This window comes from Chryseobacterium sp. WLY505, assembly GCF_030846215.1.
Taxonomy (GTDB): Bacteria; Bacteroidota; Bacteroidia; order Flavobacteriales; family Weeksellaceae; genus Chryseobacterium.
Map to the genome: position 1 here is coordinate 70,267 of NZ_JAVCWI010000006.1, position 24,475 is coordinate 94,741.

Here is a 24,475-nt window from a genome sequence, read left to right on the forward strand (position 1 = left end):
TATGTTTAAGAATGAATCTTATTAAGCTTCGTTAGATGGAGTTTGGTTTTCCACTGGTTTTTCGCTTTGTGGCTTTTCACCTTGTGGTTTCTGTCCTTCAGGTCTTCTTTGTCCCTCTGGTCTTCCTTGTCCTTCTGGTCTTCTCTGCCCTTCTGGTCTGCCTTGTCCTTCCGGTCTTGGAGGTCTTGGTAAAAGAACTTTACGGGAAAGTTTCATTTTCTTACGGTCATCGTAACCCATGAACTTCACTTCTACTTCATCACCTTCTGCATAAGGAACTTTGTCCAGACGAGCCCACTCAATTTCAGAAATGTGAAGAAGTCCTTCTGTTCCTTTAGCAATTGCTACGAATGCACCGAAGTCCATTACCTTCACTACTTTACCTTTGTAAACTTCACCTATAACCGGTACGAAAGTAATTTCATTGATTCTTGCAATAGCAGCATTGATCTTTTCTCTATCTGTACCAGAAATTTCGATACGTCCGATTTCTCCCATCTCTTCGATAGCAATAACTGTATCCGTATCTTTCTGTAACTGTTGGATAATTTTTCCACCAGGTCCGATTACAGCACCGATGAAATCTTTTGGAATCTCCATTACCACCATTTTCGGAGCGTGTGGCTTCACATCTGCTCTTGGCTGAGAAATCGTTTCCGTGATTTTGTTCAGGATGTGTAATCTTCCGTCTTTAGCCTGCATCAAAGCTTTCTCCATGATATCCATAGAAAGTCCCTGGATTTTGATATCCATCTGACAAGCTGTGATACCGTCTGCAGTACCTGTTACTTTGAAGTCCATATCTCCAAGGTGATCTTCATCTCCTAAGATATCAGAAAGTACAGTAAATTTACCTGATTTTGTATCAGTGATCAGACCCATTGCAATCCCTGAAACAGGTTTTGTAATCTGAACCCCTGCATCCATCAATGCTAATGTACCTGCACAAACTGTTGCCATTGAAGAAGAACCGTTAGATTCTAAGATATCGGAAACAATTCTGATGGTATATGGATTTTCTGCCGGAATTACCGCTGTTAAAGCTCTTTGAGCTAAGTTTCCGTGTCCTACTTCTCTTCTAGAAGTACCTCTTAAAGGTCTTGCTTCACCTGTAGAGAATGGAGGGAAGTTATAGTGTAAGAAGAATCTTTCGTCGTGCTGCGTGATTACGCTGTCGATCATGTTCGCATCTTTTACAGAACCCAGAGTTACCGCAGTCAGAGACTGAGTTTCTCCTCTTGTAAAGATTGCAGAACCGTGAGCTCCCGGAAGATAATCAATTTCTGACCAGATTGGACGGATCGTCTGAGGATCACGACCATCAAGACGGATATTGTCTTCAAGGATCATCTGACGCATTGCTTCTTTCTCTACGTCATGGTAATATACTTTAACGAATGGAGTTACTCGTGCCAATTCTTCTTCATTTTCAGCATATTGTGCTAAGAATTCTTCAAGAACTGCTTTGAATTTTTCTCCTCTTTCTTCTTTGTTAGATGGAGTTTTTGCTACTTCATATACTTTATCATAACATTCTTTCCATACTTTTTCACGAATTTCTTCGTCGTGATCTTCGTGGCTGTATTCTCTTTTAGGGAAAGATTTTCCTACTTTTTCAGCTAATCTCTCCTGAGCTTCGATCTGTTTTTTGATCTCAGCGTGAGCGAAGTTGATCGCTTCAAGCATTTCCTGCTCAGAAATCTCCTTCATTTCACCTTCTACCATTACGATGGAGTCTTTAGTAGCTCCCACCATAATATCGATATCTGATTTTAATAAATTCTCATAACTTGGGTTCACAGCCAATTGTCCGTCAATTCTTACTACTCTCGCTTCAGACATTGGTCCGTTGAAAGGAATATCTGTAATTGCAATAGCTGCAGAAGCTGCCAAACCTGCCAATGCTTCAGGCATTACTTCTTTATCGTAAGAAATTAATGAGATCATTACCTGTACTTCCGCATGGAAATCTTCAGGGAAAAGAGGACGTAATACTCTGTCCACTAATCTCATTGTAAGCACTTCATCATCAGATGGTTTTGCTTCTCTACGGAAGAAATTCCCAGGAATTCTTCCACCTGCGTAGAATTTTTCTCTGTAATCTACCGTTAATGGTAAAAAGTCTACACCAGGATTGGCTTCTTTATTGGCTACAACAGTTGCTAAAAGCATTGTTCCGCCACATTTCACCACTACAGATCCGTCAGCCTGCTTAGCCAGCTTTCCCGTTTCGATAGTGATTTCCCTGCCGTCTGCAAGGATAATCGTTTCTGTAAACGCTTGAGGTATACTCATAAATTTGCTTCTTTATACTCCGTATTGAGTATGATTAATATTTAAACTCTTTAAATTTTCGTTTGCAAAGGTACTATATAATAATGATATATTAAATTTTTCGATTGCTTTAATAGGCGCTTAAAATACAAAAAATTGGCTATCAATTGATGAACGTTTGAAAATTTCTAGGAGTAACGGAAACTTATTCATGATTTATGAAAATAAAAAAGTACTTTTTTGAGGATAATGTATTGAAAAATCCTGTTGTTTTTGTATTATTGTCTCAAAAAATGAAAATAATACTTTGATCTGAAAAAAAATATCTGTTTCATTTTAAAAATTAGTAAAATTATTGCAAACCAATAGGCTGATCCCTATATTTGCCCTACTTCACCAATTACAATGCTGTAGGCTAAAAAAAGTTAAGGAACTATCCTTATCCAGATAAATAAATGTTTATGATTAATAAAGAAGTACAATCTCAAAGCAGGAATTATACGGTTCCGTTGATTACCATCACCCTGCTGTTTTTTATGTGGGGATTCATCACCTGTATGAATGACATCCTGATTCCCTATCTGAAGCAACTATTCAATCTTACCTTTTTCGAATCCATGCTGGTACAGTTCTGTTTTTTCGGAGCTTACTTTATCGGGTCACTGATTTATTTTATGATTTCCATTACTAAAGGAGATCCTATCAATAAATTAGGCTATAAGAAGGGAATTCTGTTCGGAATTTTTCTGGCCGCATTCGGCTGCGTTCTGTTTTATCCGGCAGCTACGTTTTCATATTATCCGCTGTTTCTGGGAGCTTTGTTTATTTTAGGACTCGGCTTTACAGTATTGCAGATTACAGCCAACGCTTATGTTTCATTGCTGGGAAGTGAAGAATCTGCTTCCAGCCGACTGAATATGACTCAGGCATTCAATGCATTCGGAACAACCATTGCACCGGTACTGGGAGGTCATCTTATTTTTGAATTTTTCTCTTCTCCGGACGGATCATTCAGTGCGGTAGCAACGAGAATTCCTTACCTTATTTTTGCGGGGATTCTTTTACTGGTTGCTTTACTGATTTCCAGAGTTAAACTTCCTTCATTCCAGATGGGAGAAGAAGAAATCGTAAAAGGTTGGGGAGCGCTTGAATTCAGCCACCTGAAATTCGGAGTATTCGCTATGTTCTGCTATGTAGGCGGAGAAGTTGCTGTAGGAAGTTTTATCATCAGTTTCCTGGAGCAGCCACAGATTATGGGCTTTAATGAGATCATCAGTAAAAATTACCTTTCCTTATATTGGGGAGGAGCGATGATTGGCCGTTTTCTGGGAGCCATTTCTTTAAATCAATCAATAAGCCAAAGCAAAAAAGCTCTATATATGCTGGGAGCAGCAGCTGCTGTTTTCCTTGTGATCTTCAGTATTGTAAATCTTACGTTCAGCCAGATCAGCTTTTTCATTGTATTCATCATTCTTAACTTCATTGCCTTTTTCGTGGGTAAAGCAGCTCCGGCAAGAACATTATCCATATTTGCCGCGATTAATGTTATGCTATTGATTTCTGCAATGGTAAATCATGGTGAGCTGGCGATGTACAGTATTTTAGGAATCGGAATTTTCAACTCTATTATGTTCTCGAATATTTATACTCTGGCTATTTCAGGATTGGGCAAATATACCAGTCAGGGATCCTCTTTAGTGGTAATGGCTATTCTGGGAGGCGCTATTGTTCCCATATTCCAGGGATATCTTGCAGATCAGTTTGGAGTACAACATTCGTTTATTATTCCTGTATTCTGCTATCTTGTTATTCTGATATTCGGGGCTTACTGTACCAAATATTTAGGTCATGTAGAAACTACAGAAGCCAAATCAGGGCATTAAAATCAAATTCAAATCAAAATGTATAAGGCGGAATATCTCATAGGTATTCCGCTTTCTTTTTTCAGATTTTAAAATGTAACTTTTCATGAGAAAAAGGAACTTATTTTATAAACCAACTCAATCATTATGAAAATACAGTTAAAGCTTGAATACGCTGCATTTCTCCTGTTAGGAATCTATGCCTTTGCACAGACAGGATATTCCTGGTGGTGGTTTGCCGGACTTTTTCTTGCACCGGATATTTCTATGCTGGGATATACCATGAATAATAAAGTAGGTGCTTTCTTCTACAATCTCTTCCATCATTTTGGAGTAGCTGTCATTGTTTATTTTGCGGGAACAGCCTTGTCTCTGCCCTATTTACAAATGATAGGAGCTATTCTGTTTTCTCACTCTGCGTTTGACAGGATTCTGGGTTATGGATTGAAATATCCCGATAGTTTTCAGAATACGCATTTGGGGAAGATTGGGAAGAAGGCTGAATAGTGATGTTGAAAACCACCCCGTCAAAAAATCTTTGAATTTCCGCCACCCCTCCGAGGGAGAATTATCGCACCTTCAGTTAGGATGGCTGTTACAGTTGTAATCATCTTCAGTATTTTTTCAAGATAATAAAGGCTGGATTCCTACGGAATGACACAATTAGCGTATTAGTCTATCCATACAGTTTGTCATACGTAAGAATCTCAATACTTTTTTATGATCACATGAAAATCAAAGACTTTAAGAAACTTTAGTGTTCTTCTCAACCATTTGGTATTTTCTAAAAAAACTTTTGTGCCTGTTGTGGTTAAAAATCCCCTGTTGTGTAAAAACAAAAAAGCAACCTCTTTCGAAGTTGCTTTTTTATTTTGAAAATCTTTATAGATTATTTTCTTAAACCTAGTTCAGCAATAATTGCTCTATATCTTGCGATATCTTTGTTTTTAAGGTAATCTAATAAACTTTTTCTCTTACCTACCAATTTCACTAGAGATCTCTCTGTGTTGAAATCGTGACGGTTAGCCTTTAGGTGTTGAGATAAGTGGTTGATTCTGAAAGTGAAAAGAGCGATTTGTCCTTCAGCACTTCCTGTGTCTTGTGCAGATTTTCCGTGTTTTGCGAAAATTTCCTGCTTTTTGTCTGTTGTTAAGTACATTCCAATATTGTTTAATGATTATTATGTAACGGGTGCAAAATTACGACTATTTTTTGATTCTGCAAACATTATTGATTTCATATATCAAAATTGATAGAAAAAAATGTTAAAAAATTCTTAATAATTTGTATGCATTCCAATGAAAAGGCAGTAATTTTGCATTCGAATTACAAATGAAAAAAATTATATTCTTTACAGCGGTTACTACTTTTTTATTCATCGGATTTACTACGGTAAAAGCCCAGAAGAATACTGATGATAAAATAAAAAAAGTTCTTTACTTCAATCCTGAGGTAGAGCCTGATATCGACGAAATAAAAGACCCCACCAACAATGCTTTCTTTGATGCTGTTACCGATAATTTCAGTAACAGAAGAAATAAAATGCTCCGGGCAGAAGTTCAGGTTCCCTTCGACAGCATAGACAAACAAACCATTGCAGATTACTGCCTCAACAATGATGCAGATTTTGCCATTGTTTCCAAAGTGAGATATTTCAAAGTAGGATTTGGAAAATACGTATTCTCCAATCAGGTGGTGGTGAGTATGAAACTTTTTGGTGCCGACGGAACTCTTGTCGCCGAAACCGATCATGATACCTACAGAAAAAATATGCGTCTGCTGGGCTCCACAACCAATTCTGTTAAAATAGGAACCGAAGGTGCGATAAAAGGAATCATTAAAAAACTTAGAAAACTGAAACCGACAGAAGCAGAGCTTTAAGACTTAAGGTTTAAGGTTTAAAGTTCTGGGTTTAAGGTTGAAATTTACAGCCTTTTATTGCCAATGGTCAATTTTGCTTCGCAAGTCAATGGTGAATGTGTAAGGAAAATTCATGAGCTTACCGGACAAATTCATCATTCATCATTTATAATTTATAATTCTTTCATTGAGATGTCCTAATTATAAATATTTTCACGTTAAATAAAGCACTTATTCGCACTTACGGACAAGTGCTTTTCATTTAAAAAACACTATAAACAACTGATTAACAATTAAATATTTTCACCAAATAATGATTTATTAAATATTTTTTACTATTTTAGACCAACATTAAAACCAAAATCTCATGAAAAATCTAAAGAAACTCAGCAGAGAAAAAGCAAAACAAATTAATGGAGGAACTATGGAAAGGTGCAGCGAAACCAATCCGTGCACCGTTGGATGGTGTTGTTTTGGAATCTGCTCCCCTTTCATCTGCCTTGAATAAAAGATAAAACTAAACTATACAAAATCAAAATTTATGAAAAATCTAAAAAAACTAAGCAGACAAGTACAAAAGGAAATTAAAGGCAGCGGGCCTTTCAAAAGATGTACAGAACATTTCGAATGTCCGGGCGGATCATGTTGCCACAACACCTGCGTTGTTAATCCATGTCCTCTGGAATAATATATGATCATTACAGACACCTGCATTAGTAGGTGTTTTTTATTTAAAATACGAATAAAACACTGATTTATAGTAAAATATTTTCACCAAAAAATGAATAATATAGAAATATTTACTATTTTAGTCTGACATTAAATCTAAACTATAACGCTATGAAAAATCTAAAAAAACTCAGCAGAGAAGCGGCCAAACAAATTAATGGCGGCATAGGTCCATTCAGATGCAGCATCACAAGACCTTGTTCTGTTGGATATTGCTGTAATGGAGAATGCCTTGACCATGACTGTATGATAGAGCCTTAATATAAAAAATCATACAGGATGAAGAATTTACATTTTAAGAAGCTCAACAGGCTTGAACAAAAAAACATCAAAGGAAGTGGGATAAAAAAGTGCGGCGACAATTCAGATTGTGGTCCTTACCAATGCTGTACAAACGCTGTTTGCACCTATATTCCCACCTCAGAATGCGAACCAATATAAAGAGTATTGGAATTTAAAATTTAATTTTTATACATCCGTTTCGGCGGGTGTTTTTTTTACCCTTATACTGAAGCGATAAACTTTAATTAATCCTTAATTTTACCAGTTTATTGCTCAGTCTTAAAAATTTGAATTATTTTTGCATATCCAAAAAATTTCACGTTTTGAATTCTAGAGACGAACTTATCTTCAACCCTGCCGATATTGCCGAAACTCTCAGCGAACTTCCTGCTGATGAGAGGCTGCTCGCGTTCCTGAAGGTTCCGAAAGAATACAAAGCAGAAGTTTTTTCACATCTTGACCCTGATTTTCAGGAAGAAACCATCAGAAGTATCGGAAGCGATGAAGTGTCCGAAATCCTGAATGCCATGACTCCCGATGACAGAACGGCTCTTTTCGAGGATTTCCCGGATGAGCTGATCAAGTATTCCATTAATCACCTTAATCCGCAGGAAAGAAGAATTGCTTTAAAACTTCTTGGATACAATTCGGATTCGATTGCCCGTCTGATGACGCCTTATTACATCCAGATCCGTAAGGAGTGGACGGTAAAAAGATGTCTTCAGCAGATCAAAAAGGTAGGAAAAAGAGTGGAAACCATGAACTACCTGTATGTGGTGGATGAAAGAAACCGCTTAATTGATGACCTTGCCATCGGAACTTTACTGCTGGAAGAGGAAGATACTTTGGTTTCCGATATTACGGACAATCATTTCGTAGCAATTACAACTACTACTTCCAAAGAAGATGCAGTAACCTATTTCGAAAAGTATGACCGTGGTGCTCTTCCTATTATTACGGAAGCCGGTGTTTTGGTAGGAATTGTAACGATTGACGACATTCTCGATCAGATTGAGCAGCAGAACACGGAAGATATCCAGAAGTTCGGGGGATTGGAAGCATTGGATCTTCCCTACATCCAGACTTCATGGACAGAAATGATCAAAAAAAGGGCGACCTGGCTGATTATTCTATTTGTTTCGGAAATGCTGACCGCTTCTGCAATGGGATATTTTGATAAAGAAATTGAAAAAGCAGTTGTTCTCGCGCTATTTGTTCCATTGATTATTTCCAGTGGAGGAAATTCCGGATCACAGGCAGCAACTTTGATTATCCGTGCGATGGCTCTTCAGGAAATCAGTCTGAAAGACTGGTGGTATGTCATGAAAAAAGAAATTATCTCCGGATTATGTCTTGGAGCAATTTTAGGAGTTATCGGATTTATCAGAATTATGCTTTGGCAGCAAATTGGCTTGTTTGATTACGGCCAGTATTGGGTATACGTAGGATTGAGTGTTTCTGTTTCCCTGATTGCCATTGTGTTGTGGGGAACATTATCAGGTTCAATGATTCCTTTTGTTTTAAAGAAATTAAATCTTGACCCTGCTACTTCTTCTGCTCCGTTTGTAGCAACATTAGTAGATGTAACCGGACTTATTATCTATTTTACCGTAGCCGGACTTTTCTTAACCGGAAAACTTTTGTAATTTTAGGCATCATCTAACATGCCAATATGAAAATCGTTTCACTTGTACCCTCTATTACTGAGGCTTTATTTGACCTTGGACTGACCGAAAATGAAGTGGTAGGAAGAACCAAATTCTGCATCCATCCTCAGGATAAAATAAAAAATGTAGCCGTAATCGGAGGAACTAAGAATATCAATATTGAAAAAATTAAAGCATTACAGCCGGATCTTATTCTTGCCAATAAGGAAGAAAATGTAAAAGACCAGGTTGAAGCTCTGATGAATGACTTTAAAGTAACAGTAACCAATATTGATACGATTGAGGACAATTATTACCTGCTTAAAAATCTCGGAAAACTTTTCGGAAAGGAAGACAGAGCACAACTTTTCAATCTTAAAATTTATGATGTTCTGAATCAGGCCAAACTGGAAGCACCGGTAAAAGCCGCTTATCTTATCTGGAAAAATCCTTATATGACCATTGGCTCAGATACTTTCATCCACAGAATTTTATCTGAAATTGGTTTTGAAAATATTTTTAAAGACAAAACCCGTTATCCACAAATTACCACTGAAGATCTGGCAGATGCAGATGTCATTATGCTTTCGTCTGAACCTTTTCCGTTTAAAGAAAAACATATTGAAGAACTGCAGGTTTTCTACCCTAATAAAAAGATAATGATCGTAGATGGTGAAGCCTTTTCCTGGTATGGAACCCATATTGCCAAATGCGAGAATTATTTTAAAGAACTATTGGCGGAAATTCATTTGATGCAGCAAAGCTAATTTTCACGATCAACTTTAGACCCAAAACTTTAAACTTTAAATATTCAATTCACATGTCTGGCACAGTTATACTATCTGAAGGAGAAGAATTCGATTACGTGATACAGGAGGTTTCAAAATACATCAATCTTTATGTAATGGCATTTGGAAAGGAAGAAAGAGCCATCGCCCGTTTAGAAAAACGCGAAAATATGTATGGAGGAAACGGAACGGTTTATATGATACAGATGTTTGATCAGGAAGAACTGGCCAATAACCGCCTGGCGGCCTACATGGTTTTACTGAATAAAGGAGATGAATCAGGATTCCACACGCACAATCTAAGAAATGAAGAGGAATTGTACGTTGTAGTGCACGGAACCGGGGAATATCGTGAAAGAACCGGAACAGATGGACCCATACGTAAGAAAATACTTCAGAAAGGAGATATTACAGCCATCAGCTCCATAGGATATCATTCTGTTGAAAACACGGGCGACGAACCTTTACTTATGTTTGTGATTACCACTAATAATCCATAAAAAACTCCAGCTAAAATAGCTGGAGTTTTTATTTTTTATAGTAAGTTTTGATTACAAAATCTTAGAAACTTCATTACAAAGCCATTCTAGCAATTCACGGTCCTCTTTCGTGAAAGGATCGATGGTATGGGAATCAATATCGATCTGACCGATATTTTTTCCGTCTTTAAAAATCGGAACTACAATTTCTGCTTTTGTATCGATAGAACAGCTTAAATAATTGCTTTCTTCATGTACATCAGGAACTACAAATGTTTCATTGGAAACGGCAACCTGACCGCAAATCCCTTTACCATAAGGAATAATGGTATGATCTGTTGGCGCTCCTACATAAGGGCCTAAAATCAACTCATCCTTGTCTCCGTTTTTGAAATAGAAACCCGTCCAGTTGAAATAAGGAATCTCCTGATCCAACAGGTGGCAGACTTTTTCAAGTTTTTCTTCTGTATTATGTTTAGGACTTTCAAGAATTGAGGAAAGTCTTTTCTTTAATTCTGACATTGTTTTTATATTTTAAGAGAATTGTTTTAGGGAAAGTTCTTCTTTATATCCAAACATTCCGCGCTCTTTAATCATTTCTGCTACGCCTTCCGGTACCTGAGTTTCCCAGCCTTTCACACAGCATGCTATTTTTCTCAAAATTTCTCTGGAATAAATCTCCAAAAACTCAGGATTATAGTTGGTAATATCTACAATACGGTTGTTGTGTTTGAAATATTTGTATAATTCTTTCAGGTTTTCTTCCACTTTCAGATTGGAAGAATCCAGTAATTGATGTGTTTCAGGATCTTTATAAGGATACAGATATACTCTCATTCCGTTTCTGAAAAACTTACCGAATGCTTCAAGAATTCCTCCTGAGAGATTTTTATAATATTTCTCATCGAATACCATCAACATATTGTTTACTCCCATTGCTACTCCGATGTCTCCACTTGTGTAAGATGCGAAGTAATCAATCAGTCTGTAATATTCAGAGAAGTTTGAAATAATAACGGTGTACCCAAGTTTTGCAAGAATGTCTACTCTATCCAGGAAATCTCTTTCATCAATATCTCCGTCTGCTCTCAGATTGGAAATGGTGATTTCAATAAGAACCTCTGTTTCTTCATGAGTACAGGTAGCATCTTTGAAGAACATATCCATCCCGTTTTTAAGCATATCAATGTTCACTTTCGTTACCGGTCTGAAACTTCCTCTTACCGCGAAAATATTTTTCTTGTACAGAACATCTGCCGGAAGCATGTTGCTCCCCTGTGAATTGAAGATCACCGCGTCGGTCATTCCATTCTTTACCAATTGAAGAGACATCAGTCTGTTATCAACATAGGCAAAAGCAGGTCCGCTGAAGTCGATCATATCAATTTCCAGATTATCTTTTGCAATATCATCGTAAAGAGATTCTACCAAAGTTCTTGGATTATCAAAATAATGAAAGGCTCCGAAAATAAGATTCACGCCCAGATTCCCTAAGGTTTCCTGCTGAAGTGTAGCATCATTTTCTTTGAATTTTACGTGGATTACGATCTCATTGTAATCTTCATTTTCTTTGGTTTGAAAACGAATCCCTACCCAACCGTGACCTTTTACAGTTTTGTCAAAATTGATAGTAGTTACCGTATTGGCATAAGAAAAGAATTTTCTATCGGGATTATTATCTCTTGAAATTCTTTCTTCAATCAAAGCTACTTCATATCGAAGCATTTTGCGAAGCCTATTCTGGGTAACGTACCTGTTTTTTACTTCCTTTCCGTAGATGGCATCACTAAAATCTTTGTCATAAGCAGACATTGCCTTAGCAATCGTACCGGAAGCTCCCCCTGCTCTAAAAAAGTGGCGAACAGTCTCCTGCCCGGCTCCAATTTCTGCGAAAGTACCATAAATAGTAGGATCTAGATTAATTGTTAATGCTTTTTGTTTAGGAGTTAGTTTCTGATACATTAGGACATGAAATTTTTTGTAAATTTACCAAAATTAAACCAACCTCAAAACAAAATGAAGTTGAAATTTTTAGGAACTGGTACTTCTCAAGGTGTACCCGTTATAGGCTGTACATGTGAAGTGTGTACTTCGGAAAATCCCAAAGACAAACGTTTACGCTCTTCCGTGATGGTTACTACGGAGGAAAATAAAAAAATACTGATCGACTGCGGTCCGGATTTCAGGCAGCAAATGCTTACCAACCATGAACATACCGTAGACATTGCGCTGATTACCCATGAACATAATGACCACGTGATCGGGCTGGACGATATGCGCCCTCTGATTTTTAAAAGTGGAAAAGATGTTCCGTTGTACTGCTATTCAAGAGTGGCTCATGAAATAAAAAACAGATTTCCTTACGCTTTTGCAGATGTAAGGTATCCCGGTGCACCCGCTTTTGAACTTCACGAAATTGAAAATAAACCTTTTCAGGTACTGGATACGGAAATCACTCCTGTGGAGGTGATTCACTATAAAATTACCGTGTTTGGATATAAGTTTAAAAAGCTGGCTTACATTACGGATGCCGGGTTTGTTTCTGAAACGGAGAAGGAAAAACTGAAAGATCTGGATGTCCTGATCTTAAACTGCATCAGAAAATTTGATCCCCATCCTGCTCATTTTATCCTTCCGGATGTGATTAAATTGTTTGAAGAACTCAAACCCAAAAAATTATTTTTAACCCACATCAGCCATCACTTAGGTCTGCATGATATTGAAGATAAGGAGCTTCCATCCGGAATACACCTTGCTTACGATGGTTTGGAACTTAATTTTTAAAAAAATTCTTCAAAAAGCTTTTGAACATTGAAAAAAGTTCCTATATTTGCACACCAATTTGAAACAAACATCACGTTTGTAATCAACATCAAGCCCAGGTGGCGGAATTGGTAGACGCGCTGGTCTCAAACACCAGTTCTTAGGAGTACCGGTTCGATCCCGGTCCTGGGTACAAAAACCTCTGAAATTAAAAGATTTCAGAGGTTTTATTTTATACTATAATCTATTAAATTTTACCACCGTGTAAAAAACCGTGTAAAATTTTAATATTTACAAGCGCTATTATCATCATATTTATGCTACATTAACTCCGAAAATATGTCCTACGAGGGCTGTAATTCCCATTGCGACAGTTCCCCAGAAACATATTCTTAATACAGCAATCTTAATACTGGAACCTCCAGCTTTTGCTGAAATTGCGCCTAAAAGCATTAAAAATATGATTGAAAATCCATATTGGAAATAGACCATTTGTTGAAGAGGAGCCAAAAGAGACACCATAAATGGCAATAAAGCTCCCACCGCAAATGAACCGAATGAAGCCATTGCTGCTACCAAAGGTTTAGCCTGTGTTATTTCATTAATTCCCAACTCGTCACGGGCATGTGCTCCCAAAGCATCATGTTCCGTAAGTTCAATAGCTACCTGCATTGCGGTTTCTTGGGTACAACCTCTTTTCTCATATACTTTGGCCAGTTCTCTGAGTTCTATTTCCGGCATTTCTTCAAGTTCACGTTTTTCGCGGAGTAAATCTGCTTTTTCTGTATCTTCCTGCGAGCTTACAGAAACATATTCACCGGCGGCCATAGACATTGCCCCGGCAATCATCCCTGCCAATGCAGCAAGAATAATGATATGACGTTCCGGCTCTGCAGCTGCAACTCCTATAACGATACTGGTAGTAGATAACAAGCCGTCATTTGCGCCCAATACCGCTGCACGAAGCCAGCCTACTCTGTTTACATAATGTTTCTCGAGCTGATGATGCATAACTTTTATTTTGGTGGTAGGTTAAAGTTACCAACTATTTCATCAAGAATCATTTTAAATTATATTCATTTTCACAGGGATGAGCTTCTTCCAGGACCTCATATAACATGTTATAAATCAAAACATACCATGGCAAAACGTCATCATTCTGTTCAGAAAATCCTATTTTCTTATCTTTGCAGCAATGAATTTATTATATATCAACTGGGATGTTAATCCCGAAATCGTCAATATCTTAGGACTTCCCATTAAATATTACGGATTATTATTCCTTGCGGGACTTGTTTTATCTCTCAATATTTTAAAAAGAATTTATAAAAAAGAAGGTCTGAGTTCACAGGCCCACGAAGCGTTATTCTCCTATGCACTGATAGGAATTCTGGTAGGCGCCCGATTGGGTCACTGTCTTTTTTATGATTTTGAGTATTATTCACAGCACCCGCTTGAAATATTTTTACCGATTCAGAAAGGACCGGATGGAGTCTATCATTTTACAGGATTTGCAGGTCTTGCCAGTCATGGTGGCGGTATTGGTCTGGTGATTATGCTTCTCATCTATGCGAGAAAGTATTCTATCCCGTTCATGACCGTTCTGGATGCCATAGCGATTGTACTTCCGCTGGGAGGTACTTTTATCAGGCTGGCCAATCTCATGAATTCGGAAATTATAGGAACTCCTACCGATGTTCCATGGGCTTTTATTTTCCGTCAGGTGGATGATCTTCCAAGACATCCTGCCCAGCTTTACGAAGCTATCTCTTATTTTATAATCTTCCTTGCGGTGTATTTTATTTACAGGAAAAATATTTTTAAGATCGGAAAAGGGTTTTACTTTGGAATCAGTATTCTGTTGATCTTCATCATGAGAATCCTTATTGAATTTATCAAGGTGGATCAGGTAGAATTCGAACATGGAATGAGTCTGAATATGGGCCAGCTCCTGAGTATTCCGTTTGTTCTTCTTGGATTATTCTTTATCATCAAAAGTATACTGGAGAAAAGAAAGATTAAAACCACTTAATTTTCTTATTTCTTTTATTATAAAAAACTCACTGAAAGTTGTTTTCAGTGAGTTTCTTTTTTTAATAGTTTTTACAATATACTATCTCGTTGTATAGCCACCGTTGGCAAAAATGGTCTGCCCGGTAATCCACCAGCCTTCTGTTACGAGGAATTCTACCAGCGGAGCAATATCTTTAATATCTGTAAGCCCTCCCAATGCGGATGCCGATTTATGATACGCCACGGCATCATCGGTTTCCTGTCCGTAGAAGAAAGGAGTATCCATTGGCCCTGGTGCTACCGCTGTTACGGAAATACCTCTTGCCCCGAATTCTTTGGATGCCGCTCTTGTAAAATGTTCTACCGGTGCTTTTGCTCCAGCATACGTAGAATATAGTCCTGTGTAAGCCGCCAGCAGTGAAGTGACAATGGTACAGATTTTCCCATGATCGTTCAGTTTTTTACCAGCTTCCTGCAAAAAGAAATAAGCAGATTTTGAATTGACATTGAACATGCTATCATATTCAGCTTCTGTAGTTTCTGAAAATGGCTTTTTAAGAACCATGCCAACGGTATTGATTGCGATATCGATTCCTCCGAAACGGGAAATGGTTTCATCAAAAAACTTCGTGATATTGTCTACTTTGGTAAGATCTCCCTGAAATAAGAATGCTTCAGCTCCTAATGCCTGTACTTCAGCCAGTGTTTTTTCACTTTCGGCTCTTGAGCTTTCGCTGTTATAATGGATGGCCAGCTTTGCCCCCCTGGAAGCAAAATCTCTACTTAATAATCCGCCTAAATTTTTACCTCCTCCGGCAATTAAAACAACTTTCCCTTGTACATTTTGTGTTGACATATTTTTATATTTAAATGTTAATGAGACAAAGGTCAATAATAAAAACTGCCTCAACGTGGTGAAATTTTCGGGAATTTCTATTTATTATTTTTAAACCAAAAGAAAAATGTTTATTATTTTATGTAAACAATAGTTGTTAATAGAATGTTATTTACCAACCACATACGTCTTGATACCGACCTTTCCAGTTAAACACTTTTGGATAATTCACAAACCCGCGTCAATTTTAGGCATAACATTTGATACCTTCCTCCCGTATCACGCACCACCACTTCATTTTTAATATATTTTTTTATAATCCTCAGGCTTCTGAGGATTTTTTTATACAATTATTACAACTTCTATGATAGGTTTCCTGCAAAATATAAATTATCAATTAAAACCATTTCTGATAATCAATCATTTAAAACCTGATTATTCATTTTATTGTTGTATATTTGCATATTATAAACTAAGTCACTACTTTGTTTTCTGTAACGACCCGAATATTTTTTATTCAGTCTTTGCCTTTTGAGCAGCCATATTTTTAACTTTTATTCTTCTATTAAGAACAATACTTGTCGGAATTTTAAAGCTCTGTATGATTGGAAATATCCAAAACAGGAAACATCGGCGGGCTTTATAGGTCTGAAACAGACCAGATTGAACCAATTTAATTTATAGAAACTAAATACTAAAAATAATTTATGGCAGATTCTTTTTCTAAAAAGGAAAATTTCAAGAAAAAAATTCAAAAGCAAAAAGAAAAGGCGCTAAGACGCGAAGAACGTAAAACGAACAACAACAAAGGAGCGGAGGATGTCTTCATGTATGTAGACGAATTCGGAAGATTAACTTCTACTCCACCTGAACAAAGACAGGAAGTAAATCTTGATGACATTCAATTAGGTGCTGCACCTATCATTGAAGAAGATCCAAGAAAAACAGGAATTGTTACTTTCCTGAGCGAAAAAGGATATGGTTTCATTACGGAAGATAATTCCAAAGAAAACATTTTCTTCCACAATAACAACTGTGCAGAACCGGTGAAAAAAGGAAATAAGGTATCTTTCGAGAAAGAGAAATCTCCTAAAGGATTTTCTGCTGTTGAAATTCAGCTTGTTAAATAATATGTACTTATAAAATGTATTTACTGTACAAGCAGATGCGTTTTTAAATCATACACAAAGAGACTGCCCATAAGGACAGTCTCTTTTTTTAGGGACATATAAAAAAAGTTAACTCAACTTGTAAAAGTTAGATTGTACGCAAGATCCTGGAATTATTTCAATTAGCATTACGGGAATCCGTAGAATCCGATTAAAACATAAAAGAAGCTGCCTGAAAAGACAGCTTCCTTCATCGTAAAAAAAAGTAAAAATTAATCCAGTTTCCCTCCCAGTGCTTTAAACAGCAGGACGTTATTTCTGGTATTTTGGTGTTGAAACTGCAGTAAATCCAGCTCAGCAGTTAATTTGCTTTTCTGAGAATTGATGAGTTCAAAATAGTTTGCATAACCTGTCAAATACAGATCGTTGGAAACCTCAACACCACGGTCAAGGAAACCTACTTCTTCTGATTTCAGTTTCAGAACACGTTCATAGATCTTGGTTTGTTTCAGAATCGACTGAAGTTCATTAAAAGCAGTGGTAATACTTTTCTGATAGTTTAAAAAAGCAATTTCCTGCTCTTTGCTCGCTACTTTAAATTCATATTTCAACTGTCCTTTATTGAAAACAGGAACCATTAATCCTCCTAACAACTGCCCGGCCAGTGAGCTTGGCTTGAAGAACGTTTCTACAGAAAAAGAATTCAGTCCGAAACCTGCACCCAGATCAATTTTAGGATAAAAAGCAGCTCTTGCAGCTTTCGCATCAGCCTGAGAAGCTTCCAAGACATAATAGTTTGCAGCTACATCCGGTCTGGAATGAATCACATTTTCTACGTTGATGGTTTTATTCAACACTTCCATATTGGTAGGCATCAGTATTTTTCCGCGCTTTACTTCTCCGCCGTAGCTTCCTGTCAAAGTAGTGATTGCCTGTTCTACCGTAACAATTTCTACCCTGATGTGTTCAATCTCTGCCAGCCAGTTGTTATTCTGAGCTTTGAACTGCTGAACTGCCAATTCCGTGGCTTTTCCCACTTCACGCTGAGCCAGAACAATTTCAAAAGCTCTTTGCTGAAGTTTATAGTTCTTCTGATAAATAGCAAGACGATTATCCAACGCTACCAACTGGTAATACAGATTGGCAATATCGGTGAAAAGTTCTACCTGCAGTAGCCTCAAACCTTCAGTAGAAGCTAGATATTTCTTCTGAGCTGCAATCTTCTTATTTTTCAGTTTTCCCCAGGCATCAATTTCCCAGCTGCTTCTTGCTCCCAGCCAGTAATTAGGAGTAAAATCCCGGTTAATTTTCTGATTTTCGGTAATATTAGGGGAAAGATTGGTATCATAGTTTCCAACACCTTCCATTGTATATTTTCCGTAGTGGTCACCGGAAGCCTGTACTCCCACTTCAAGAGAAGGCAGCAGATCCATTTTTGATCTTTGAAGGAAGCTGTTGGCAATCTCCACTCTTTGCTGGGCAATCTGAAAATCCGGATTAGCCTGAACTACTTTTTCAAAAAGCTCAAGAAGCTGCGGATCTGTAAAGTAAGCCTTCAGATTGATCTGCTGGAATTCATCCGGAGATTTATTTTTGTCAGCTTTGATGATTTCCTCTGGTAATTCCTGGGCTTTTTTCAGCTCCGTTACTTTGGGAACAGCACACGAAACCAGGCTCAGTGATGCAATTCCATACAATATATTTCTATGATTTAATCTTTTCATCTTTCTTCTTATTTTCAAGTTTTGCAAAGAATATATACAGTCCCGGAATCACCACCAGTCCGAAGATGGTTCCAATTAACATTCCTCCTGCCGCAGCAGTACCAATGGAACGGTTACCAATTGCTCCTGCTCCTGATGCGATACATAATGGGATAAGTCCCGCTACGAACGCAAAAGAAGTCATAAGAATAGGTCTCAGACGCTGTCTTGCGCCTTCAATAGCTGCCGGAACAATATCAAATCCCTGTTTGTTTCTTGCTACTGCAAATTCTACGATCAGGATAGCATTTTTGGCCAGAAGCCCAATCAGCATGACCAATGCTACCTGCGCATAAATATTGTTATCCAGCCCCGCAGCCACCAATGCGATATAAGATCCGAAAATTCCTGTCGGAAGGCTTAATAATACCGGCATTGGAAGAAGGAAACTTTCATATTGTGCTGCTAATAAAAGATACACGAATAAAAGACAGATCGCGAAGATATAAACGGTTTGGTTTCCTGATAAGATCTCTTCCCTTGTCATCCCCGACCATTCAATATCGAATCCTCTGGGCAGTGTTTCTTTGGCTACACGTTCTACGGCTGCAATGGCATCACCGGAACTGTAACCGTCTGCAGGTTCTCCGTTGATCATCGCAGACATATACATATTGTACCTTGTCAGTACTTCAGGTCCGTATACCTTCTCGATAGTGATGAAAGTTGAGAAAGGAACCATTTCACCTTTATCATTTTTTAAATATAAATTCAGAATGCTTTCCGGGGTATCTCTGTGCTCCGGACTTGCCTGGACCATTACTTTATACATCTGACTGAAACGGATAAAATTCGTGGCATAATAAGATCCCAGCATGGTCTGTAGCGTAGACATCGCATTGTCTACCGAAACTCCTTTCTTCGCTGCCATATCATAATCTACATTGATCATGTATTGCGGGAAAGTAGCATCAAAACTGGTAAAGTTATTCTGCAACTCGGGAGCTTCATTTAATTTCTTAACAAAATCCTTTGTGATCTTATCTGTATTTTCAATCGTTCCTCCGGTTCTGTCCAGCAAACGCAATTCGAAACCGCTGGTATTACCGAAACCAGGAACGGTTGGTGGAGCAAAAATTTCAATCTGAGCATCTGCAATGCTTTTTGTTTTGTCTGAAAGTTCTGCGACCAGATCATTCACTGAAATATTTCTTTCTTTCCAGTCTTTAAGGTTAATCATCGCCATTCCGTAAGAAGAACCTGCAATTTCTGTTACGATGCTGTATCCTGCAAGTGTGGTTACGTTTTCCACTCCTTTAATCTTCTTGGCAATCACCGTCACTTCATCCAGCACCTTTTCTGTTCTTTCTACTGTTGCTCCCTGCGGAGTGGTTACACTTACATATACCATTCCCTGGTCTTCCATTGGAATAAATCCGGTCGGAAGGAATTTGCTGGTCACAAAAGTAAGTCCTACAAATAAAAACAGTAATCCGAAAGTCACTGTAGTTCTTGTGGCAAATTTTGATAAAATGCCGACATAGCCATTCGTCAATCTTTCAAAACCAGTATTAAAACTCTGGAAAGCCCTATCAATAATGGTCTTCTTTTTATTGTGGTCATGAGGTCTTAAAATAATCGCACAAAGTGCCGGAGTAAGTGTCAATGCATTCACCCCTGAAATGACAATACTGATGGCCAGCGTTAATGAAAACTGACGGTAAAATACTCCTACAGGACCATCCAGGAATGCCACGGGAATAAATACGGCAGACATTACTATTGTAATCGCTACTACAGCTCCTGCAATTTCTTTGGTGGCACTGATGGTGGCATCCATCGCATTCATTCCTTCTTCCATTTTCACGTGAACAGCTTCCACAACGACAATGGCATTATCAACAACAATTCCAATGGCAAGAACCAACGCAAATAATGTCAAAAGGTTAACAGAGAAATCCAGCATATTCATGAATGCAAAAGTTCCTACCAATGCTACCGGTACAGCCAGTACAGGAATCAATGTAGAACGCCAGTCCTGAAGGAAAATAAACACCACAATCCCTACCAGAATAAAGGCTTCGATAAGGGTTGTCAATACCGCACTGATAGAGGCATCCAGGAATCGGGAAACATCATAAGCCATGTTATACTCCATTCCGGGAGGGAAAGAAGTGACTTTTAATTCTTCCATCTTTGCTTTTACGCTCTCGATAACCTCGGAAGCGTTGGAACCGGGACGTTGTTTCATCATGATCGATGCAGAAGGTCTTCCGTCTGTTTTGGAAACCATTCCGTAGTTCATTGCTCCGAATTCTACCTTGGCAATATCTTTAAGCTTCAGAATGGTTCCATCCACATCAGATCTGATGGGAACTTCCTCATATTGTTTTGGCTCAAAAAATTTTCCTTTATATTTAATGACATACTGAAGCTGGCTGGAGGTTTTACCAGAGGTTTCCCCTACTTTTCCTGGTGCTGCGGAAATATTCTGTTTTTGCAGGGAAGTGATCACTTCATCTGCTGAAATATTGTAAGCGGCCATTTTCTGGGGATCCAGCCATACTCTCATCGAATATTCTTTCTGCCCCATGATTTCAGCACGCCCTACTCCATCAATACGTTTCAGCTCCTGAAGGACGTTGATATCCGTAAAGTTATAAATGAACTGTTCATCCTGGCTCGGATCTGCACTGGTGATGTTAAGGTACATCAGCATACTGTTCACCTCTTTTTCAGTAGTTACTCCGGCTCTGATTACCTCTTCGGGAAGTTCATCCAATATAGTCGTTACCCTGTTCTGAACGTTTACTGCGGCCACATCAGGATCTGTTCCTACTTCAAAGAAAACCTGAATAAGGGTAAGACCGTCATTGGAGGTTACCGTAGACATATACGTCATCCCCGGTACACCATTGATCGCACGTTCCAGAGGAAGAGCTACGGCATTGGCAGACACTTCAGCGTTCGCTCCTGTATATTTTGCAGTAACAGTTACTGAAGGCGGTACAATATCGGGAAACTGGGTGATCGGCATTTTAAGCAGCGCCATAATTCCCAGCAATACAAATAATATGGAAATAACCAACGAAAGAACCTTTCGTCTTATAAACATTTCTACCATAGTTAGTTGATTTACAGATTATGAAAGGTTAATATTTCTTTTTGATTTTGATAATATCACCATCTTTCAAAGACTGAGTCCCTTCATAAATGATTAAATCTCCTTTTTTAAGACCACTTTCTACCATATAAGAATCTCTTAAAGTAGTTCCGATCTTAATATTGGTCATTTTCACTTTATTCTGCTTATCCACTACAAAAACGTAGGTCTTATCCTGAATGGAGAAAGTAGATTTTTGTGGAATAAGGATCGCATTATTCTGTTGTTCAGAAATGATAAGCTTCCCTGAAGTACCGTGCTTGATCAAACGGTCCGGATTCGGGAAAAGTACTTTATATCTGATAGAACCAGTGGTTCTGTCGATTTCGCCTTCGGCTGTTTTCAAAGCTCCGTTGAACTGGTAATTAACTCCATTCGGAAGTGTTAGCTCAATCTTCTGATGACTTCCAATTTTATCATTAGCTAAAAGCTCAAAATATAAGTTTTCAGGAATGGAGAAATAGGCATAGACTTCGTTCAATTGGGAAAGGGTAGTTAATAAAGTTCCGTTTTCCACCAAACTTCCGTCTTTATGAGGAATCACATCAATCACTCCATCAAAAGGTGCTGTAATTCTTGTAAAGCTTATCTTCTGAAGAACTGTTCTCTTTTCTGCATCGGCAAAGGCGTGTTTTGCTTTGGCAGATGATAGTTTAGCCTTCACCATTTCCAACTCATTGTTGGCCACAAATTTTTTAGCATGAAGACTCTGAATCTGCTTTAGTTCTACTTCTGCAATGCGAACGTCTGCTTCAGTCTGTTTTAAAGCTGCATTGGCTTTCAGAAGTTCCATCTGAAGTTCCGCATCATTGATTTTGAATAAGGCCTGTCCCTGATGGACAAACTGTCCCTCGTTGACATAGATATGCTGGATAATTCCTCCGATTCTGGAACGCATTTCCACATTCTTTTTTGCCTGGATATCGGTCACAAACTGGTTGCTCACCAATGTATCCTTTTCCTTGATTTCCAGCACAGGAACTTCTTTATCTCTTTTATTGTTTTTCTCCTTGTCTTTACTGCATGACACAGCGAATAATGTTGCAAGAATGCAAATTATTACAGTTTTAAAATACATTTTTAAATGTTTAAGTTATAAGATTTCCGTTAAAATGATTTGGTTTTCAAAAACTTAAATCTAGTACAACTGGAGGAGATGGAGAAAGGATTTAACTCCACAAATAATAGAAATTGCAATCTCAGGAAGCGTAACTTTTGGAATAACTTTTAAAATTCCTGAAAAATCTGCAATGGCAGGATCATTTTTTTTAACTGAATGTTTTACAATTTTGGCAGCCGCTGGCAATGCATGCGTATTCATATCTGCCTCTTCGTAAACATCCAGAACATGAATATTGGTTACAGGCGGAACATGCGGAATATTCTGCAACGATTTTTCTGCCCAATTCGAATTGAAAAGGGAAAAAACCAGTAGGATATAGAATATGAAAAATGACCTCAGACCTGCCATGCCAAACCAGAACACATTAGTTTTTAAGTAAAAAACGATAGTTTGGCAAAATTAGGGATTTTTACCGGGAAATCCGGCCATTGAACTGTTAAAAAAACTTAAACAATGGAGGAATAATTCTACTCATTCGTATTGGGATTTCTACGGAATGACAAATAGAATACTAGGTGTATGGACGTATTCTGTCATTCCGTAGGGATCCAACCTCTAAAATTCAGAATCAGATTAAAAAGAAGAAATTTAATATATTTGATTATTGATTTTTTTAAGTTTTGGCTAAAGCCAGATGAATTTTGGTTTATTATTAACGGGCTAAAGCCCGTTCCTATTGAATTACTAAAATTGAATAGTTAAAATAATTTACGGAGTACTCTGAAACGGTAATCAAAGATATGTTCCAGTTTCTTTTTCACGAAAAGACCATGGGCAATTTCCCCTAAAAAACCCATGGGAAGTTCATAATCTATGGTGTCTCGCATCAGAACACCATCTTCGTTGGGAATAAATTCATGGTGGTGGTTCCATAGTTTGTACGGCCCTTTTTTCTGAAAGTCAATGAAACTTTTCTGAAAATCTACGTGGGTGATCTCCGTCTGCCACTTCATTTTGATACCGAATAATGGCGAAACATAATAATCGATGAGCATTCCTTCATAGATTTCATCGTTTTCCATTTCTGTCAATACAACAAAGCCCATATCTTTAGGGGTAATTTCTGAAAGGTTATTGGCTGAGGAAAAGAATTTCCAGGCCGTTTCTATATCACAATTGAGTTGTTGTTCTCTGAAAAGGGTATGTTTCATAAGAAGTAATCAGTTAACAAGATTGTCATGAAACAAAGGTAAAGATTTAATTATAGATCCACATCAGGACCGGTTTTTCTGATTTTTGAATCATCGGATCTATTTCCTTCATCGCGTTGTTGGAAACGGTCGGGCAACCCCAGCCTTCAGGAGATCCGTTTGGGAAAGTTTCAGTATCACTCATCAGATTCCAGGAATGAAAGACAATAAATCTTTTTAAAGCATTGCTGTTGGTTTCTTCAAGGCCGTGCATCAGGTATTTGACATTGATTCCCCAATCGCTGTACCCTCTTCCTTCCAGTTTATATTTCCCTAGAGAGGATAGATGGCTTCCGTCTTCATTGCTGAAACCAGGATTTGCTTTAGAATGATCTTTACTCCAGGAATTGGAACCGCATCCATGCCCTACCAGATATTTTTTCGAAATCTTATTATTTTTAAAATCCCAGACAAATAAACGGTTAACGCCGGAGTGAAGGCTCATATCAATGAGAATACAGAACTCTTTGCTCAAATTCTTTGAAGCACAGAATTTCAATGCTTCTTCTGCTTTTATTTTTAATTTAGAAAAATCAGCTTCAGGTTTCTTTTCTTCAACTACTGATGTTTCTACCGTTCTTATTGTATCAGTTTTCCTTTCCTGAGAACATGAACAGATCCAAAAGATGGTGAAAAACCAAAAAATCCTCTTCATA

The 24,475-nt window shown here is 37.9% G+C and carries 23 protein-coding genes and 1 tRNA gene; 12 read left to right on the plus strand and 12 right to left on the minus strand.

All coding sequences use genetic code 11. From position 1 onward, the window contains the following. Window positions 1-21: 21 nt before the first annotated feature. Window positions 22-2,295 carry a polyribonucleotide nucleotidyltransferase gene (locus RAH34_RS13910; protein WP_114821481.1) on the minus strand — a complete coding sequence of 758 codons (2,274 nt, stop codon included), beginning with the start codon at window positions 2,293-2,295 and terminating at the stop codon, window positions 22-24. A gap of 440 nt (window positions 2,296-2,735) precedes the next feature. Here RAH34_RS13910 and RAH34_RS13915 point away from each other — a divergent pair, with 440 nt between their 5' ends. Both RAH34_RS13915 and RAH34_RS13920 read left to right on the plus strand, forming a co-directional pair. Continuing rightward, on the plus strand, window positions 2,736-4,157 hold the full coding sequence (locus RAH34_RS13915) for a sugar MFS transporter (RefSeq protein WP_306596535.1): 1,422 nt from the start codon (window positions 2,736-2,738) through the stop codon (window positions 4,155-4,157). A gap of 126 nt (window positions 4,158-4,283) precedes the next feature. Beyond that, a complete protein-coding gene (locus RAH34_RS13920; RefSeq protein ID WP_306596536.1) occupies window positions 4,284-4,643 on the plus strand; it encodes a DUF4260 domain-containing protein in 360 nt (119 codons plus the stop codon). Window positions 4,644-5,025: 382 nt separating this feature from the next. Here RAH34_RS13920 and rpsO read toward each other — a convergent pair whose 3' ends face one another. Continuing rightward, window positions 5,026-5,295 carry a 30S ribosomal protein S15 gene (gene rpsO / locus RAH34_RS13925; RefSeq protein WP_034692246.1) on the minus strand — a complete coding sequence of 90 codons (270 nt, stop codon included), beginning with the start codon at window positions 5,293-5,295 and terminating at the stop codon, window positions 5,026-5,028. 173 nt (window positions 5,296-5,468) lie between these two features. Here rpsO and RAH34_RS13930 point away from each other — a divergent pair, with 173 nt between their 5' ends. The 6 genes from RAH34_RS13930 to RAH34_RS13955 all read left to right on the plus strand — a co-directional run bounded on the left by RAH34_RS13930 (window position 5,469) and on the right by RAH34_RS13955 (window position 9,941). Beyond that, the gene (locus tag RAH34_RS13930; RefSeq protein ID WP_306596537.1) at window positions 5,469-6,017 is read left to right on the plus strand and encodes a pyruvate decarboxylase; all 549 of its coding nucleotides are present in this window, start codon (window positions 5,469-5,471) and stop codon (window positions 6,015-6,017) included. A gap of 520 nt (window positions 6,018-6,537) precedes the next feature. Beyond that, entirely contained in the window at window positions 6,538-6,684 is a 147-nt protein-coding gene (locus RAH34_RS13935; protein WP_162800941.1) for a hypothetical protein, read from the plus strand. A gap of 152 nt (window positions 6,685-6,836) precedes the next feature. Continuing rightward, entirely contained in the window at window positions 6,837-6,986 is a 150-nt protein-coding gene (locus RAH34_RS13940) for a hypothetical protein (protein WP_156106369.1), read from the plus strand. A 344-nt stretch (window positions 6,987-7,330) separates the two neighbouring features. Then, a complete protein-coding gene (mgtE, locus tag RAH34_RS13945) occupies window positions 7,331-8,653 on the plus strand; it encodes a magnesium transporter (protein ID WP_047432715.1) in 1,323 nt (440 codons plus the stop codon). A gap of 26 nt (window positions 8,654-8,679) precedes the next feature. Continuing rightward, the gene (locus RAH34_RS13950; RefSeq protein ID WP_306596538.1) at window positions 8,680-9,420 is read left to right on the plus strand and encodes an ABC transporter substrate-binding protein; all 741 of its coding nucleotides are present in this window, start codon (window positions 8,680-8,682) and stop codon (window positions 9,418-9,420) included. A 53-nt stretch (window positions 9,421-9,473) separates the two neighbouring features. Then, a complete protein-coding gene (locus RAH34_RS13955) occupies window positions 9,474-9,941 on the plus strand; it encodes a cupin domain-containing protein (protein ID WP_306596539.1) in 468 nt (155 codons plus the stop codon). Window positions 9,942-9,992: 51 nt separating this feature from the next. Here RAH34_RS13955 and RAH34_RS13960 read toward each other — a convergent pair whose 3' ends face one another. Then, window positions 9,993-10,442, minus strand: a complete 450-nt coding sequence (locus RAH34_RS13960; protein ID WP_034692242.1) for a GAF domain-containing protein — start codon at window positions 10,440-10,442, stop codon at window positions 9,993-9,995. Between the two features lie 12 nt (window positions 10,443-10,454). Continuing rightward, window positions 10,455-11,882 (minus strand): hypothetical protein, encoded by a 1,428-nt coding sequence (locus RAH34_RS13965; RefSeq protein WP_047432722.1) that lies wholly within the window; start codon window positions 11,880-11,882, stop codon window positions 10,455-10,457. A 54-nt stretch (window positions 11,883-11,936) separates the two neighbouring features. On the opposite strand from RAH34_RS13965, the gene RAH34_RS13970 reads away from it, so the two are divergent. Further along, window positions 11,937-12,704 (plus strand): MBL fold metallo-hydrolase, encoded by a 768-nt coding sequence (locus tag RAH34_RS13970; RefSeq protein WP_306596540.1) that lies wholly within the window; start codon window positions 11,937-11,939, stop codon window positions 12,702-12,704. 92 nt (window positions 12,705-12,796) lie between these two features. Continuing rightward, window positions 12,797-12,876 (plus strand) — tRNA-Leu (locus tag RAH34_RS13975). A 122-nt stretch (window positions 12,877-12,998) separates the two neighbouring features. On the opposite strand, the gene RAH34_RS13980 is transcribed toward RAH34_RS13975, so the two are convergent. Beyond that, window positions 12,999-13,694 (minus strand): VIT family protein, encoded by a 696-nt coding sequence (locus RAH34_RS13980; protein WP_306596541.1) that lies wholly within the window; start codon window positions 13,692-13,694, stop codon window positions 12,999-13,001. A 184-nt stretch (window positions 13,695-13,878) separates the two neighbouring features. On the opposite strand from RAH34_RS13980, the gene lgt reads away from it, so the two are divergent. After that, window positions 13,879-14,715: a prolipoprotein diacylglyceryl transferase gene (gene lgt, locus RAH34_RS13985; protein ID WP_306596542.1), complete on the plus strand. Its 837-nt coding sequence runs from the start codon at window positions 13,879-13,881 to the stop codon at window positions 14,713-14,715. An 81-nt stretch (window positions 14,716-14,796) separates the two neighbouring features. Here lgt and RAH34_RS13990 read toward each other — a convergent pair whose 3' ends face one another. After that, complete coding sequence (locus RAH34_RS13990) at window positions 14,797-15,552, minus strand: SDR family oxidoreductase (protein WP_306596543.1); 756 nt, start codon at window positions 15,550-15,552, stop codon at window positions 14,797-14,799. Window positions 15,553-16,238: 686 nt separating this feature from the next. Here RAH34_RS13990 and RAH34_RS13995 point away from each other — a divergent pair. Continuing rightward, window positions 16,239-16,661: a cold shock domain-containing protein gene (locus tag RAH34_RS13995; protein ID WP_047432903.1), complete on the plus strand. Its 423-nt coding sequence runs from the start codon at window positions 16,239-16,241 to the stop codon at window positions 16,659-16,661. Between the two features lie 251 nt (window positions 16,662-16,912). Here RAH34_RS13995 and RAH34_RS14000 read toward each other — a convergent pair whose 3' ends face one another. The 6 genes from RAH34_RS14000 to RAH34_RS14025 form a co-directional block, all read right to left on the minus strand. After that, window positions 16,913-18,364: a TolC family protein gene (locus RAH34_RS14000; protein WP_114821471.1), complete on the minus strand. Its 1,452-nt coding sequence runs from the start codon at window positions 18,362-18,364 to the stop codon at window positions 16,913-16,915. Next, the gene (locus RAH34_RS14005) at window positions 18,345-21,467 is read right to left on the minus strand and encodes an efflux RND transporter permease subunit (RefSeq protein WP_306596544.1); all 3,123 of its coding nucleotides are present in this window, start codon (window positions 21,465-21,467) and stop codon (window positions 18,345-18,347) included. Before RAH34_RS14005 ends, RAH34_RS14000 begins: the two co-directional genes overlap by 20 nt. A gap of 28 nt (window positions 21,468-21,495) precedes the next feature. Beyond that, the gene (locus tag RAH34_RS14010; protein ID WP_114821469.1) at window positions 21,496-22,584 is read right to left on the minus strand and encodes an efflux RND transporter periplasmic adaptor subunit; all 1,089 of its coding nucleotides are present in this window, start codon (window positions 22,582-22,584) and stop codon (window positions 21,496-21,498) included. A 60-nt stretch (window positions 22,585-22,644) separates the two neighbouring features. Then, on the minus strand, window positions 22,645-22,896 hold the full coding sequence (locus tag RAH34_RS14015) for a hypothetical protein (RefSeq protein ID WP_162800940.1): 252 nt from the start codon (window positions 22,894-22,896) through the stop codon (window positions 22,645-22,647). Window positions 22,897-23,327: 431 nt separating this feature from the next. Continuing rightward, window positions 23,328-23,780: an SRPBCC family protein gene (locus RAH34_RS14020; RefSeq protein ID WP_114821467.1), complete on the minus strand. Its 453-nt coding sequence runs from the start codon at window positions 23,778-23,780 to the stop codon at window positions 23,328-23,330. 46 nt (window positions 23,781-23,826) lie between these two features. Continuing rightward, on the minus strand, window positions 23,827-24,474 hold the full coding sequence (locus tag RAH34_RS14025; protein WP_306596545.1) for a murein L,D-transpeptidase catalytic domain-containing protein: 648 nt from the start codon (window positions 24,472-24,474) through the stop codon (window positions 23,827-23,829). Window position 24,475 lies beyond the last annotated feature (1 nt).

What these genes read in the sequence shown, in the direction of transcription:
- RAH34_RS14020 (WP_114821467.1), bottom strand. Translation starts at nt 23,780, where the DNA reads ATGAAACATACCCTTTTCAGAGAACAACAACTCAATTGTGATATAGAA.
- RAH34_RS13990 (WP_306596543.1), bottom strand. Translation starts at nt 15,552, where the DNA reads ATGTCAACACAAAATGTACAAGGGAAAGTTGTTTTAATTGCCGGAGGA.
- RAH34_RS13910 (WP_114821481.1), bottom strand. Translation starts at nt 2,295, where the DNA reads ATGAGTATACCTCAAGCGTTTACAGAAACGATTATCCTTGCAGACGGC.
- RAH34_RS14000 (WP_114821471.1), bottom strand. Translation starts at nt 18,364, where the DNA reads ATGAAAAGATTAAATCATAGAAATATATTGTATGGAATTGCATCACTG.
- rpsO (WP_034692246.1), bottom strand. Translation starts at nt 5,295, where the DNA reads ATGTACTTAACAACAGACAAAAAGCAGGAAATTTTCGCAAAACACGGA.
- RAH34_RS13920 (WP_306596536.1), top strand. Translation starts at nt 4,284, where the DNA reads ATGAAAATACAGTTAAAGCTTGAATACGCTGCATTTCTCCTGTTAGGA.
- RAH34_RS14025 (WP_306596545.1), bottom strand. Translation starts at nt 24,474, where the DNA reads ATGAAGAGGATTTTTTGGTTTTTCACCATCTTTTGGATCTGTTCATGT.
- RAH34_RS13980 (WP_306596541.1), bottom strand. Translation starts at nt 13,694, where the DNA reads ATGCATCATCAGCTCGAGAAACATTATGTAAACAGAGTAGGCTGGCTT.
- RAH34_RS13995 (WP_047432903.1), top strand. Translation starts at nt 16,239, where the DNA reads ATGGCAGATTCTTTTTCTAAAAAGGAAAATTTCAAGAAAAAAATTCAA.
- RAH34_RS13940 (WP_156106369.1), top strand. Translation starts at nt 6,837, where the DNA reads ATGAAAAATCTAAAAAAACTCAGCAGAGAAGCGGCCAAACAAATTAAT.
- RAH34_RS13955 (WP_306596539.1), top strand. Translation starts at nt 9,474, where the DNA reads ATGTCTGGCACAGTTATACTATCTGAAGGAGAAGAATTCGATTACGTG.
- RAH34_RS14005 (WP_306596544.1), bottom strand. Translation starts at nt 21,467, where the DNA reads ATGGTAGAAATGTTTATAAGACGAAAGGTTCTTTCGTTGGTTATTTCC.
- RAH34_RS13950 (WP_306596538.1), top strand. Translation starts at nt 8,680, where the DNA reads ATGAAAATCGTTTCACTTGTACCCTCTATTACTGAGGCTTTATTTGAC.
- RAH34_RS13935 (WP_162800941.1), top strand. Translation starts at nt 6,538, where the DNA reads ATGAAAAATCTAAAAAAACTAAGCAGACAAGTACAAAAGGAAATTAAA.
- RAH34_RS13930 (WP_306596537.1), top strand. Translation starts at nt 5,469, where the DNA reads ATGAAAAAAATTATATTCTTTACAGCGGTTACTACTTTTTTATTCATC.
- lgt (WP_306596542.1), top strand. Translation starts at nt 13,879, where the DNA reads ATGAATTTATTATATATCAACTGGGATGTTAATCCCGAAATCGTCAAT.
- RAH34_RS14010 (WP_114821469.1), bottom strand. Translation starts at nt 22,584, where the DNA reads ATGTATTTTAAAACTGTAATAATTTGCATTCTTGCAACATTATTCGCT.
- RAH34_RS13915 (WP_306596535.1), top strand. Translation starts at nt 2,736, where the DNA reads ATGATTAATAAAGAAGTACAATCTCAAAGCAGGAATTATACGGTTCCG.
- RAH34_RS13965 (WP_047432722.1), bottom strand. Translation starts at nt 11,882, where the DNA reads ATGTATCAGAAACTAACTCCTAAACAAAAAGCATTAACAATTAATCTA.
- RAH34_RS13960 (WP_034692242.1), bottom strand. Translation starts at nt 10,442, where the DNA reads ATGTCAGAATTAAAGAAAAGACTTTCCTCAATTCTTGAAAGTCCTAAA.
- RAH34_RS13970 (WP_306596540.1), top strand. Translation starts at nt 11,937, where the DNA reads ATGAAGTTGAAATTTTTAGGAACTGGTACTTCTCAAGGTGTACCCGTT.